This window comes from Amycolatopsis australiensis (assembly GCF_900119165.1).
In the GTDB taxonomy this organism is placed as follows: Bacteria; Actinomycetota; Actinomycetes; order Mycobacteriales; family Pseudonocardiaceae; genus Amycolatopsis; species Amycolatopsis australiensis.
On the sequence record NZ_FPJG01000006.1, the window covers coordinates 6789237 to 6802742 of the forward strand.

The window sequence follows — 13506 nt, forward strand, 5'->3', positions numbered from 1 at the left end:
GGCCGGGTGATCGACGACTTCGCGAAGCAGTACCTGCACGGCGATCTGCGTGAGGCGCGCGAGGAGGTGCTGGGGAAGCTCGACGGCTTGAGCGAGTACGACGTCCGCCGTCCGCTGACCGTGACCGGGACGAACCTGCTCGGCCTGGTCAAGCACCTGGCCCTGGCGGAGTCCCGGTACTTCGGCGAGGTCTTCGGCCGTCCGTTCCCCGATCCGCTGCCGCGCTGGGACGACCTCCCGGCGCGCGGCACCGACATGTGGGCGACCGAGCACGAGACGCGGGCGGACATCACCGGCCGGTACCGCCGCGCGGCGGACCACGCCGACGCGACGATCGCCGCGCTCCCCGTCGACGCGCCCGGCCACGTGCCGTGGTGGCCACGGCCGGACGTCCTGCTGTTCAACGTCCTGGTGCACGTGCTCACCGAGACGAGCCGGCACGCCGGGCACGCCGACATCCTGCGCGAGCAGCTCGACGGGGTGACCAGTTCCGCGTCCCGCGACGAAGCCGTCCGGGCGGCGCGGTACGCCGAGGTCGAGCGGGCGGCGCGGGCCGCTGTGTCCATTTCGGGCTAGCGCGGTCGGTCCGCCGAGAGGATCACGGCCCGGGCCGCGAGGTGCAGGGCCAGCCGCTCGTCCGGACGCGAGAGGTCGACGCCCAGCAGCTGGGAAATCCGCGCGACCCGGGCCGCGACGGTGTTGCGGTGCACGCCGAGGACCGTCGCGGTCTCGGCGAGCGACGACTCCGCGTCGAGGTAGGCCGCGAGGGTCCGGATCAGGTCACCCGGGGCGTCGAGCAGCGGGGCGATGAGGGCCCGGGCCGCCGGCTCGAACGTGTCCGTACGGGTCCATTCGAGCAGCAGCTGGGCCATGCCGAGCTGGTCGACGTGCAGGAAGTGGCCGGTCTCCGGGCGGGTGGCGGCCAGCCGGGCCGCGTCGACGGCCTCCGCGACGGTCGCGGCGAGCCCTTCCGGACGCGCGTGCGGGCGCCCGACGCCCATGTGCGCGCCCAGGCGCAGCGTCCGGTGCACGGCCTGCAGCCGGGTGGCCAGTGACCGCACGCGCGCGGCCGTGGGCTCGTGGTCGAAGGTCACCCAGCCGGTCCAGCCGTCGCCGTGCTCGACCACGACGGCGTCGACGTCCCCGGCTCGCAGCGCGCGGACGACCTCCTGGGTGCGCGCGACCGTGTCGACGGCCGCCGGGACGCCGATGTGCAGCCCGACGTGCCAGCCACCGAGCCGCCAGCCGGCGTCGGCGACGCGGCGGCGCAGGTCGGCGCCCGGCTCGGTGTCCAGGCGCAGGAGGTCGCCGAGCAACGCCGTGCGGGAGCGGGCGTCGCGTTCCAGTTCGAGGCGGTTGGCGAGCAGCCACCGCTGCAGGACGCCGGCGGCCACGGCGAGCGCGGGCGGCACGACGTCGGCACGGGCGGCATCGACGTCCCGCAGCTCGACGGCCAGCCACATCGCCGGCCGCTGCAGCAGCACGGGGTGGGCGAGCAGGACGCCGTCGCCGGAGTCGGTCCGCTGCGGCACGGCTTCGTCGAGCCGGACGCGCCCGGCGACTTCGCCGGCGAGCGGAACGCCACGGTCGTCGAGCACGGCGACGGGCGAACGCAGCAGCCGCCGCAGCACGGCCACGACCTCCTCGGGCGGCCGCAGCCGATCCCCGAGCGCGCGGTGGGTGGCGAGCAGCAGCCCCGCCCGATCCAGCTCGGGCGCGGCGAGCAGCAAGCGCGCTTCGACGAGCAGGTCGAGCGGCGGCGCACCGGTGGTGAGCAGCGGCACGGCAAGGCGGTCGGCGAGCAGGCGCGAGGCGGTGAGCGGTTCGGTGCCGGGCAGGAGGACCCCGGTGCCCCCGCGATCGGCGCACCGGCGGAGCAGGGCATCGATCTGCCAGTCGGTCCCGGCGACGGCCCGCGCGACGACGGTCAGCTCTCCCGCCGACGGTACGTGCGAGGTGTCGAGGGTGGCTTGGACGGTCGCGAGTGGACGGTCGAGCCCGGCCGAGCCGGCGAGCACCCGGACGTGCTCGGCCCAGCCCGGCAGCGCGAGCACGCGGCGGAGAGTCATCCCAGCCCCACCGGGTCGAGGCCGCCCCCGGACGCCATCCCACCCAGGCTCCCCAACCCGGCTCGCGCCGGCAGCCCACCGCGCCCCTCCCGGCGGCGCCGCCGATCCGCCCGGTGCGCGCGTGGCGTGCTCATCCCAGCCCCACCGGGTCGGCGTCGATGCCGTAGGCCCGGGGCTGCAGCACCGGCAGCCGCCGGGGGTCCGTCCAGAACGGGGCGGCCCTCAGGCGGACAGCGTCGACCTCCACTCCTGCGCGGATCGCGTCGCACGGCACCGGTACTCCCGTCCGGTGGTCCAGCACCGACAGCACGTCCGGGGTCGAGGCCACCGGGGCGCCGTCGCGCAGGGCCAGCAGGTACTCGTTCTCCATCTCCAGCCGCAGCAGGGCGCCGTCGCGGTGGTCGGCCAGCGTCACGCTGCCGCGGCCGAACCCCGGGCTGCCGTGCCGTCCCGGCCCGACGTGCCGCGCCACCTCCAGCACCCGGCCGCGGGCCAGTACCGAGCCGTCCAGCGCCGCTTCCAGCGCCTCGCGCGGCGGGCTCTCCCCCACCGCGAGCACCCGGCGGCCCAGCGCCAGCGCGCCGCTGGTCGTCCCCGGCACCGAGCACCCCGCCAGCTCGCCCGCCGGGATCGGCGCCAGCGCGAACGCCGCCCAGCCGCCCGAACTGCCCAGGAACGCCCGCGTTCCGCGCTCGATCACCACGTCCGAGCCCGCCGCCAGCACCACCACCTGGCCGCCGGGCTCCGCGAGCGCCGCCGGTGCCACGCCGCGGCCGGTCGCGGCCACCGAGAACTGGTCGAGCCGCGGCAGCCCGCGGCCCGAAAGGTCCGCGTCGACGTAGCCCAGCCCGAGCTGCTCGGCCACGACCAGCGGCAGCAGCCCGTTGAGCCCGCCGATCTCGATGGACATCAGCGCGTCCGCCCGCTCGCCCGTCCACCGCTCGATCGCCGCCACCGCGGACGCGAACTCGTCGCCGCCCGGCAGCTTCTCCGTGAACGCCGCCGTCGCGCCGACCACGCCGATCGGCACCACCCGGGCCGACGGCGCCAGGTCCGCCACCGGCGAGACGACCAGCGAGCGGCCGCCGGTGAGCAGCCGGCGCAGCAGCACCGCGGCGGTGACGGTGTCGCCGCCGCCCCCGGACCCGAGCAGGGCCACCCCGCGTTCGAGGGCGGCCACGTCACCGGCGGTGATGCGCATGACTGACCACAGTAGACGAGCTCAGCGCAGGGCGTAGCCACCGTCGGGGTAGAGCGTCGACCCGGTGGTGTAGGTGCTGCCGAACAGGTACAGCACCGCATCGGCCACTTCGGACTCCTTCCCGACCCGGTGCAGCAGCGTGTCCGCGCGGTACTGCGCGAAGCTGGCCTCCCGCACCGCCGCCGGCCGCGCGGCCCACATGTTGCCGTCGATCGTGCCCGGCGCGACCACGTTCACCCGGACCGGTGCCAGCTCGACGGCGAGGCCGCGGCCGAGGCCCTCGACCGCCGCGTTGCAGGCGACGTACGCGGGTGCCGCCGCCGGGGGCCGGACGCTCGCCGCGCCGGACATCAGCACGATCGAGGCGTCCGGGGCCAGCCGGGGCACGGCGTGCTTGACGGCGTGGTACTGGCCCCAGAACTTCGTCTCGAAGGGGCTGGCGGCCTCCTCGTCGCTCAGCTCCCGCAACGGCCCGACCGTGTAGGAGGCGCCCGGCGTGAACAGGTGGTCGACGCGGTCCAGGGCGCCGAAGAACGCGGCCAGGGAGTCCTGGTCGGTGTTGTCGACGACCTGCCAGGTCCCGCCCACCTCCTTGGCCGCCGACGCCAGTTTCTCCGGCGTCCGGCCGCCGAGGTGGACCGACGCGCCCGCCGCGGCCGCGCGCCGGGCCACCTCGAGGCCGATGCCCGAGCCGCCGCCGATGATCACGACCCGCCGGCCCGCCAGCGCGCTCACGCGATCTCCTCCACGGGGACGAAACCGTGCGGCAGCCCGAACGCGGCCGGGCCGAAGGTGTCCAGCGCCGCGGGAGTGCGCATCAACGGCGGCGTCGAGATCCCGACGACGGTGACGCGCTGCCCGTAACGCAGTGTCTCGGTGGTGATCGGTTCGGCCGTCGCGGACTCCAGCACGCAGATCAGGTCGGGCACCACGCACCGCACGGAACCGTCCACAGTGGCCAGAAGGTTCTCGTTCTGGAACAGGATCTCCAGCTTGTGCGCGCCGTCGAACGACACCGCCGCCGCGCGGCCCCGCGCGAAGCCCGCCTCCGTGCGTCGCTCCACATCGGACACCTTGCCGCGGAACAGCACCCGCAGGTGCTCATACGGCGTCGAGCGCAACGCCGAGGCCAGCCGCTCGACCGGATCCTCGTTGCGCTCACGCGCTTCCCGGATCGTCCGGCCCACGGTCAACGCCAGGGAAAGCGTTTGCGGCACGGCGGTCCGCTTGACGTCCGCGCCGCTCATCGCGTACTCGGCGATGTGCGCGACCCCGCCGAGCCGGATGGTGACGCCACGAGCCAGCCACTCCATCCGCCGGTTGTCGGCGCCGGTGTCGATCACCGTCGTCTCGCCGCGTTCGCCGCCGATGGCCATCGGCGAGCCGGGCACGCCGTAGACGCCGAACGTCTCCATCTGCAGCTCCGGGAAGGCCCGGCCCATGCCGTCGGCGTCGACCACCGGCAGCCCGAGCCGGGCGCCGACCAGCAGCGGGATCATCGAGTTGATGCCGCCGCACTCGATCGGCATGGTCGCGTCGGCCCGCGTCCCGAGGTGCCGCTCCAGCGTCCGCAACGCCAGCACGGGCTCGGCGCCGTTCGGCAGCTTTTCGTGGACGACGGTCGGCGCGCCCATCTGCGCCGTGGGGATCACCAGGGCCGAGTCGTCCACTTCGGCCGGATCGAGGATCGTGACCGGCCCGTGCTCCCGGATGGCCTCGCGCACGAGCAGCCGTCCGACGTAGGGGTCACCGCCCCCGCCGGTGCCGAGGACGGCGGCACCGCGGGCGAGGTCGGGCAGGTCCGCTTCGGTCAGGGTCCAGCTCACCCGGCCACTCCGATCGGGTCGATGTCGTAGCCGAAGTACCGCGGGCCGGCGAGCGCGATCCCTTCCGGCGTGTGCCACCGCGGGTCGGCGGGCGCGGCGATGACCGTGACGCGCTGGCCGTACCGCAGCCCTTCGGTCGTCACGGCATCCCCGGACTCGCGCTCGAGCGTGCAGATCAGGTCCGGCACGGACGCTTCGACGACGCCGTCGCGCTCGGCCACCAGGTGCTCGTTCTGGAACCGCAGCACCAGCTCGGCGCCGGTGTCACCGTCCATTCCGGACAGGCGCGCCTCGCCGCGGGCGAAGCCGGTGACCGTCCGGCGGGCGACGTCGACGACCTTGCCGGTGAACAGCCGGCGGCCACCCAGGCGGGAAACGACCCGGGCGACGGGATCCTCGTGCGCCGCACGCGCCGAACGCACGAGGGCACCCAGCTCGGCGCACAGGCTCAGCGTGCCCGGCACCAGCGACTCCCGGGCCTGGGACCCCGACATCGCATAGTTGCTGATCATCGCCGAACAGCCCATGTCGATGGTCGCCGAGCGGGCCAGCCGCTCGGCCCAGTGGTTGTCCACTGTGTCCAGCACGCCACGGTTGCCCTTCTCGTCCGCGATGGACATGGGTGTGGCTCGGATGCCGTACAACGTCGGCAACACCATCTGCAGCTCGGGGAACGCCCGGCCCATGCCGTCGGCGTCGACCAGCGGCAGCCCGAGCTGCGCGGCCGCGACGACCGGGATCAGCGAGTTGACGCCGCCCGCCTCGGCGCACGCGATGTGCGTCAGCTCCTTGCCGAGGTACCCGGCGAGCGTGCGCGCGGCGAGCCCGACCTGCTCGGCCGACGGCAGCTTCTCGACCATCACCGTCGGCGCGCCCATCATCGCGACGGGCAGCACGACGGCGTCGTCCGGCACCTCCGCCAGCGGCACCAGCGGCACGGCCCCGTGCGAGCGCACCGCCGAGGACGCCAGCAGCCGGCCGATGTAGGGGTCGCCACCGCCGCCGGTGCCGAGAATGGCGGCGCCTCGGGCGATGTCGTCGAGGTCGTTTTCGGTGATCTCGCGCATCACGCCCCCAGCTGCAGGTCGCCGACCGCCTTGACGCGGATGCGCGTGGCGTTGCCGGGCAGGTACGGGATGGGCACCTCGTCGAAGTCGACGATGCCGACGGACGCGGGCGAGGCGCCGGCCGCCACCGCGCGGTCGACCGCCTCCTGCTTCGCCTCGTCGACGACGGCCTCGCGGCGGCCGGGCTCGATCACGTAGACGCGGTCGACCTCGCCGCCGATCTGCGCGATGGCCGCGCCGATCGCGTTGGCCACGGCGTAGTTCTCCGGCCGGTGCACGGCGCCGCAGCCGGCCAGCTCGTCCGGCAGCAGCACCGAACCCCCGCCGACGGCGACCACCGGCAGCGGTTCGGCGGAGGTCCGCATCCGTTCGACCACATCGGACACGTCCGCGGCGATCCGGTCCAGCGCCGCCTCGACCAGGCCGCGGTCCAGATGCGACACCAGTGATGGATCGCCGATCTCCGCACGGCCCGCCGCGACCGCGATGTCGGTGGCGGTGAGCGTGTCACCGCCGAAGACCAGCGCCTTCGACGTCAGCTCGTACCCGACCGAATCCGGGCCCACGGTGACGCCCGCGCGAACCCGGCTGCCGCCGCCGATACCGATCGAGAGGACGTCCGGCATCCGGAAGTTGGTGCGGATCCCGGCGACGCTGACGTCGGTGGTCGCCTCCCGGGGGAAGCCCTGCCGCAGCACGCCGACGTCGCTGGTCGTGCCGCCGACGTCGACCACCGCGCAGGTGTCCAGACCGGACAGCACGGCCGCGCCGCGCATCGAGTTCGTCGGCCCGGACGCGAAGGTGGCCACCGGGTAGCGGCGGGCGAAGTCGACGTCCATCAAGGTGCCGTCGTTCTGGCTCAGGTACAGCGGCGCGGTGATGCCGGCGCCGGTGACCGACGCGGACAGGCCGTCGACGATGTGCGCGGCCAGCTCCCGCAGCGCCGCGTTGATCACCGTCGCGTTTTCCCGCTCCAGCAAGCCGATCCGGCCGATCTCGTGGGACAGCGAGATCGCCACGTCCGGCAGCTGCGCCGCGATGATCTCGGCCGCGCGGGCCTCGAACTCGGCGTTGACCGGGGAGAAGACCGAGGTGATCGCGACGCTGCGCACCCCGGCCTCCCCCATGTCGTCCGCCGCCTTGCGCAGCTCGCTTTCGTCGAGCTCCGCGATGTGCCGTCCGTCGAACTCGTGTCCGCCGTGGACGAGGTAGCTGCGCCCCGACACCGCGTCGACGAGCCGCTGCGGCCAGTCGACCATCGGCGGCAGCGACGCCCCGGCCGGCAGGCTCAGCCGCACGGCCGCGGTCGGCGCGAGCCGGTGGGCCTCGACGAGGGCGTTGATGAAGTGCGTGGTGCCGATCATCACCGCCCGCACCGCCGCCGGGTCGAACGCGCGCTGCCGCTGCAGCCCGTCGATCGCGGCGACGATGCCCGAGGTGACGTCCGCGGTCGTGCTGGTCTTGACCGAGGCGAGCACCTGACGGCCGTCGAGCAGGACGGCGTCGGTGTTGGTGCCGCCGACGTCGATGCCGATGCGCACGAAGAGACTCCTTTTCAGACTGCGGGGGCGGGCTCGGCGTCGGCGGTCCGGCTGCTGCCGATCCCCCGCACCCAGCCGAGCTTCCCGGCGACGACGTACAGGACGAAGGCCACGACGAGCGAGTTGATGCTCGGCAGGCCCCACTCGACGAACTCGCCGAAGACCGCCGCGGCGATCCAGACGACGATGGTGGCGGGCACCCACACGGGCGCGTCCTCGGGCACGGTTCCGCGCGCCCGCGCGGCTTCCAGGTCGCCGCGCCACTTCTTCACGACGAAGTACTCGGCCACCATGATCCCCGCGATCGGCGGGAACGCGACGCCCAGCACGGTGAGGAAGTCGGTGAACTTCGCCAGGATCCCGGCCGCGGCGAGCACGCTGCCCGCGACACCGAGCACCGCCGTGACGAGCCCGCGGTGGGCCTTGCGGCCGGAGACCGTGCCGATGAAGTTCACGACACCGAGCCCCGACGAGTAGAGGTTCCAGTCGTTGATCTTGATCGTGCCGGCGATGACGATCAGCAGCCCGACCCAGCCCACCGACGACGTCACGATGGTGGTGATCCCGGCGCTGCCGACGGCGTGCGCGAGCAGCACCCCGGACAGGCCGATGACGTACTCGCCGAGGGTGATGCCGACGAGCGTCTGCTTGACGACGTCGCCCGTGGTGCGGTTGAAGCGGGTCATGTCCGGCGTGATCACCGCGCCGACGATGAACCCGCCTGCCACGAGCGTGGTGCCCTGCAGCAGGCTCAGCGACGGCCCGGGCGGGGCCGAGGAGACGAGCGCGCCGAGGTCGTGGCGGGTCAGCTCGGAGATCACCGACCAGCCGACCAGGACCAGGAACGCCGGCACGGTCAGGTACGCCGTCCAGGCCATGGAGTGGAAGCCGCGGACCACGATCGCGGTGACGAGCAGGCCGAACACGAGCGCCCAGCCCCACTCCGGCAGGCCGCCGATGAGCGAGACGAGCCCCTGCGCGGAGACGGCGGACTGGATGCCGAACCAGCCGATGAGGCTGATCCCGATGGCGAGCCCGATGAGCGCCGAGCCGCCGCGGCCGAAGCCGGTCCAGCGGGCGATCATGGACGTCGAGAGGCCCTCGCGGACGCCGATGACGCCGACGAGGATGGTGATGAGCTCCAGGATGACCGAGCCGAGCGTGAACGCCAGCACGGCGTTCCCGAAGCTCATCCCGAAGCCGACGGTGGCTCCGAGCAGGAACTGGGACAAGGCGGACACCTGGCCGAACCGCTGGACGGCGACCGACCACCACGAGTACCGGGCGTGGTCCGGCACTCTGGTGAGGGCGTAGTCATCGACACCGACTGTTGAGGCCACGCCGACCTCCTATTCCGGAAGGGGAAACGGTTCCCCGCACCGTAAGCAGCGGTCCCGGCGACGTCACCGTGCGATGTGCACAACCGTGGCGGCGGCACTGTGCAGTCAGCCCAGCGGGTCCGTTCCGGTCAGCGCGGCACTTTCCGCCCACAGCCGCTCGGCGGCCGCGTCGTCGGCCAGGTTCGCCCAGTGCTCCTCCAGGCGTGGCCGGCCGCGAAGCCCGAAGACGCGCGGACCCCACAGCTGGCCACCGGCGACGTCCGGGCCGAGCACCGCGCGGACCGCGGGCCGCGCGCCGGCGTCCTTGCCCTGCAGCACGATCCGCGCGGGCAGGCCGCGCAGCCACTGCCCGGCCGTGCGGACGTGCACCGGCGGCCGCGACGGCGTCAGGGAGTCGAGCGCGCCGCCGGGGTGGGCCACCACGCTCAGCCGCTCGGAGCCGATTCGCCGCAGGCGCCGGTCGAGTTCGACGGCGAAGAGCATCTGGGCCAGCTTGGAGCGCTCGTAGGCGCGTTTCGGGTGGTAGCCGCGTTCGCTCTGGAGGTCGGCGAAGTCGAGGCTCGCCGACTTCGCCGCGAAACTGCCGGTGGTGACGATCCGCGCGTCCGGCGCCAAGACCGGCATCAGCCGGGCGACCAGCGCGAAGTGGCCGAGGTGGTTGGTGCCGAACATCAGCTCGTGCCCGGCCTTCGTTTCCCTGCGCGGGGGCTTGTCGAGCATGACCCCGGCGTTGCACACGACGGCGTCCAGCGGTCCGGGGGCGACGGTGGCGACCTGCGCCAGGTCGGCCAGGTCGAGCCGGACGTGGGTGACGCGCGCACCGGCGACCCGCGACCGGATCGCGGTGACCGCGACCTGCGCCTTCGCCGGGTCGCGGCTGCCGAGCACCACTTCCGCCCCGGCCGAAGCCAGCTGCTCGGCCGTGAAGTACCCGATCCCGGCGTTGCCGCCGGTCACCAGCACCCGCATCGGCGTCCCCTCCCCGTGTCAAGCTGTCCGCGTGGACAACGCTACCGGTGAACGGGCCGGCTACCGGCGGTCGGCGGGGTCGCCCCGCGGCGAGGCCCGGCGGCGGGAACTGCTGGCGAAGATCACCGAGGACGTCGCCGAGAACGGCCTGGTGGACTTCTCGCTGCGCCGCGCCGCGCGGGCGGCCGGGACGACGCACAAGGTGCTGCTCTACCACTTCGAAAGCGCGGAAGACCTGCTCCGGCAGGTCGTGTTCGCGCTGCGCGAGCGGCGGATCGGCAACGCGCTGGCGGCGATCGCCGCTACCCCGGCCACGTTGACCGACCGGGTCCGCGCGGCGTGGGAGAGCCTGCGCGACGAGGAGACGCGGCTGCGGCGCGTGCTCGACCAGGCGATGGGCCTGGCGATGTACGACCCGGGCCGGTACGCGGCGCTCGGCCGTGGCGCTTCCGGCCAGTACTTGCCGACGCTGCTGGAGTTCTGCCCGCCGGACTGGCCGGAGCGGCGGAAGTTCGAGGTCGCGTCGATGATCCTCGCGACCCTGCGCGGGTTTCTCGTGGACCTGCTGACCAGTCCGGACGGCGACGGTGCGGCCGCGGGGTTCGAGGCGCTGCTGCGCGCGGTGGAGCGGGAGGAAGCGGCTCCCTGAGCCTCGACAGTTTGCGAACCACGTGGTTCACTTCGGGCATGCAGATCGAGCTGTCCGCGGGGACCGTCGAGTACACCGACACGGGCGGGGCGGGCCCGGTGGTCGTGTTCGTCCACGGCCTGCTGATGGACGGCTCGCTGTGGGACGGCCCGGTCGCCACCCTGCCGGGCCACCGGTGCGTCGTCCCGGCGTTGCCGCTGGGCGCACATCGGGTTCCGATGCCGGGCGCCGACCTTTCGCTCCTGGGCATCGCCGCCCTGCTCGCGGAGTTCCTCGAGCGTCTCGACCTGCGGGAGGTCACGCTCGTCGGCGTCGACACCGGCGGGGCGCTGGTCCAGCTGCTCATGGCCGGCGGCGCGGCGCGGGTGAGCCGGGTGGTGCTGGCGTCGTGCGACGCGTTCGACAACTTCCCGCCGGGGCTGACCGGCAAGACCCTGTTCCTGGCGGGCAAGCTATCGCCCCGGTTGTTCGGGGCGTTCATGCAGCAGCTGCGGCTGCGAGCGGTGCGACGGCTGCCGATCGCGTTCGGCTGGCTGACCAAGCGCGGCGACGCTGTCTCGGCGGGCTGGATCCGCCCGTTGCTGAAGCAACCGGCGATCCGGCGCGACGCGGTCCGCGCGCTGCGGGCTTTCGCGGCGTCGCCGGGCATCCTGCGGGAGGCGGCGGAACGGCTCCCGGCGTTCGACCGGCCGGCTTTGGTGGTGTGGGCGAGCGAAGACCGCGTGATGCCACCGGAGCACGGCCGGCGGCTGGCCGCGTTGCTGCCGAAGGGGAAGCTCGTCGAAGTGGCCGACAGCTACACGCTGCTCCCGCTGGACCAGCCGGCGGAGTTCGCGCGGCTGGTGCGGGAGTTCACAGCCGGCTGAGGCCGTGGAGGATGCGCTCCATCAGCTCGAGGCTGGGCCGGTTCCCGGAGCCCTTCCGCGCGGTGTGCACGGCGACGAGCCCCCGGTCGGCGAGGTCGGAGAGCAGAACCCGGGCAACGCCGAGCGGAATCCGCCGCCGCGCGGCCACCTCCGCAACGGACTGCGAAGTCCGCAGCAGAGCGCAGATCTCGGTCTCTTCCTGCGTGCTCCCCCGCACGACGGCCCGCCCCCGCTGGGTGATCGAGACGAGCGTCTCGACGGGCAGATCCCGCGTCGGCCGGGTACGGCCATGGGTACGGAAGTACGGGCGGACCATCCCCGCCCCGCCTTCTTCGAGCACGGACCCCCAGTGCACAGCCAGCTCCTCACGGCGATTAATCCCTGTCGGCGATTATTCCACACGGTGATCCACTTCACCGCAATCGACCGAACAGCGTAACGCCGGAAAAATCGCAGGTCAGGCGGCTTCGGATGGTGGCGTGGTCCCCGGAAGGACTAGTGGTGTCCTGGGAATCGACGGAAAGTCCGCGATTTTTCCGCGGGTTCAATCGCGCGCAGCCGGGCGGTCAGAGGCGGATCGGCTTCTTGTTCATGAATTCCTCGATCCCGAGCGGCCCCAGCTCGCGCCCGATGCCGGAACGCTTGATCCCGCCGAACGGCAGATCCGCCTCCGACCCGCCCGACTTGTTCAAATACACCATCCCCGCCTCGATGCGGCGAGCCACCCGGACCGCCCTCGCCCGGTCCGTCGCGTACACGCTCGCGCCCAAGCCGAACGGCGTGTCGTTCGCCAATGCGATCGCCTCCTCCTCCGTCTCCGCGCGGAACACCAGCGCCACCGGGCCGAAGATCTCCTCTCGGTACGCCGCCATCTCGGGCGTCACGTCCGTGAGCACCGTCGCCTCCACATACGCTCCCGGGCCCGGGACGCGGTGGCCGCCCGCGCGCAGCGTCGCGCCCTCGCGGACTGCCGTCGCTATCTGGGCCGCCACCTCCTCTGCCGCTGCCACGGAAGCCAGCGGTGGGAGCGTTGTCGCCGGGTCCGCCGGGTCGCCCGGCACGTAATACTCCGTCACCCGCTTCGCCAGCCGGTCGACGAACTCGTCGTACAGCTCGCCCAGGACGATCATCCGCTTGGGCGCGTTGCACGACTGGCCGCAGTTGCGCATCCGGGCGGTCGCCGTCACCTTGACCGTTTCGTCCAGGTCGGCCGTGTCCAGCACGATCAGCGGGTCGGATCCACCCAGTTCCAGGACGCACTTCTTGAGGTTCCGGCCGGCTTCCGCCGCCACCGAGATCCCCGCCTGCTCGCTGCCGGTCAGCGACACGCCCACGAGACGCGGGTCGGCCAGCATCCACGGCACCTGGCGGCTCGAGGCGAACACGTTCACGTACGCGTCCGCGGGCACGCCGGCGTCGCGCAGCACTTCTTCGATCGCCTTCGCCGAACGCGGGCAGATCGACGCGTGCTTGAGCAGGATCGTGTTGCCCAGCACCAGGTTCGGCGCCACGAACCGGGCGACCTGGTAGCACGGGAAGTTCCACGGCATGACGCCGAGCAGCGCCCCGATCGGCTCCTTCGTCAGCACGGCCTCGCCGCCGCGCAGCGCCAGCGGCTCGTCGGCCAGCAGGTCCGGGCCGCGTTCGCCGTAGTAGCGGAAGATGTCGGCGACGACCCCCACCTCGCCGCGGCCCTCGTTGATCCGCTTCCCCATCTCCAGGGTCATGATCGCGGCCAGCTCGCCGGCGCGCTCGGCGAACAGCTCGGCCGCGCGCCGCACGATCGCGGCGCGATCGGCCACCGGCCGGGCCCGCCAGGCCGCGAACCCGACGTGGACGCGGCCGATCGCGGCGCGGACCTGCTCGTCGGTCGCGTTCGGAACCTCCTCCACGAGCTCACCCGTCGCCGGGTTGGTGACTGAGTACATGGCGGCCTCCTCTGCCCACGGTAGCCTACTGCATACTGTATACACCATGG

General features: G+C 73.3%; 13 protein-coding genes. 3 read left to right on the forward strand and 10 right to left on the reverse strand.

All coding sequences use genetic code 11. From position 1 onward, the window contains the following. The first annotated feature begins 6 nt into the window (after positions 1-6). Positions 7-576, forward strand: coding sequence for a DinB family protein (locus BT341_RS33055; RefSeq protein WP_072479977.1), 570 nt, complete (start codon positions 7-9; stop codon positions 574-576). On the opposite strand, the gene BT341_RS33060 is transcribed toward BT341_RS33055, so the two are convergent. From BT341_RS33060 to BT341_RS33095, 8 genes are all read right to left on the reverse strand, one after another. Then, complete coding sequence (locus BT341_RS33060) at positions 573-2069, reverse strand: helix-turn-helix domain-containing protein (protein WP_072479978.1); 1497 nt, start codon at positions 2067-2069, stop codon at positions 573-575. The two genes, BT341_RS33055 and BT341_RS33060, sit on opposite strands and share 4 nt — an antisense overlap. Before the next feature lie 130 nt (positions 2070-2199). Continuing rightward, on the reverse strand, positions 2200-3270 hold the full coding sequence (locus tag BT341_RS33065) for an S-methyl thiohydantoin desulfurase family protein (RefSeq protein WP_072479979.1): 1071 nt from the start codon (positions 3268-3270) through the stop codon (positions 2200-2202). A gap of 21 nt (positions 3271-3291) precedes the next feature. Then, on the reverse strand, positions 3292-4005 hold the full coding sequence (locus tag BT341_RS33070) for an SDR family oxidoreductase (RefSeq protein ID WP_072479980.1): 714 nt from the start codon (positions 4003-4005) through the stop codon (positions 3292-3294). Then, positions 4002-5096 (reverse strand): S-methyl thiohydantoin desulfurase family protein, encoded by a 1095-nt coding sequence (locus tag BT341_RS33075; RefSeq protein ID WP_072479981.1) that lies wholly within the window; start codon positions 5094-5096, stop codon positions 4002-4004. The genes BT341_RS33070 and BT341_RS33075 overlap by 4 nt, the downstream gene beginning before the upstream one ends. Beyond that, positions 5093-6163, reverse strand: a complete 1071-nt coding sequence (locus tag BT341_RS33080) for an S-methyl thiohydantoin desulfurase family protein (RefSeq protein WP_072479982.1) — start codon at positions 6161-6163, stop codon at positions 5093-5095. Before BT341_RS33080 ends, BT341_RS33075 begins: the two co-directional genes overlap by 4 nt. Next, positions 6163-7704: a hydantoinase/oxoprolinase N-terminal domain-containing protein gene (locus BT341_RS33085; RefSeq protein ID WP_072479983.1), complete on the reverse strand. Its 1542-nt coding sequence runs from the start codon at positions 7702-7704 to the stop codon at positions 6163-6165. The genes BT341_RS33080 and BT341_RS33085 overlap by 1 nt, the downstream gene beginning before the upstream one ends. Positions 7705-7718: 14 nt before the next feature. Next, a complete protein-coding gene (locus BT341_RS33090) occupies positions 7719-9044 on the reverse strand; it encodes a purine-cytosine permease family protein (RefSeq protein ID WP_072479984.1) in 1326 nt (441 codons plus the stop codon). A gap of 105 nt (positions 9045-9149) precedes the next feature. Beyond that, positions 9150-10013, reverse strand: coding sequence for an SDR family NAD(P)-dependent oxidoreductase (locus BT341_RS33095; RefSeq protein ID WP_072479985.1), 864 nt, complete (start codon positions 10011-10013; stop codon positions 9150-9152). A gap of 31 nt (positions 10014-10044) precedes the next feature. On the opposite strand from BT341_RS33095, the gene BT341_RS33100 reads away from it, so the two are divergent. Both BT341_RS33100 and BT341_RS33105 read left to right on the forward strand, forming a co-directional pair. Next, positions 10045-10662 (forward strand): TetR/AcrR family transcriptional regulator, encoded by a 618-nt coding sequence (locus BT341_RS33100; protein WP_072479986.1) that lies wholly within the window; start codon positions 10045-10047, stop codon positions 10660-10662. A 38-nt stretch (positions 10663-10700) separates the two neighbouring features. Next, positions 10701-11528, forward strand: a complete 828-nt coding sequence (locus tag BT341_RS33105) for an alpha/beta fold hydrolase (protein WP_072479987.1) — start codon at positions 10701-10703, stop codon at positions 11526-11528. On the opposite strand, the gene BT341_RS33110 is transcribed toward BT341_RS33105, so the two are convergent. Together BT341_RS33110 and BT341_RS33115 are read right to left on the reverse strand one after the other, a co-directional pair. After that, positions 11515-11883 carry a DUF742 domain-containing protein gene (locus BT341_RS33110; RefSeq protein WP_072479988.1) on the reverse strand — a complete coding sequence of 123 codons (369 nt, stop codon included), beginning with the start codon at positions 11881-11883 and terminating at the stop codon, positions 11515-11517. The genes BT341_RS33105 and BT341_RS33110 overlap by 14 nt on opposite strands. A gap of 211 nt (positions 11884-12094) precedes the next feature. Then, a complete protein-coding gene (locus tag BT341_RS33115; protein WP_072479989.1) occupies positions 12095-13456 on the reverse strand; it encodes an NAD-dependent succinate-semialdehyde dehydrogenase in 1362 nt (453 codons plus the stop codon). Positions 13457-13506: the final 50 nt, after the last annotated feature.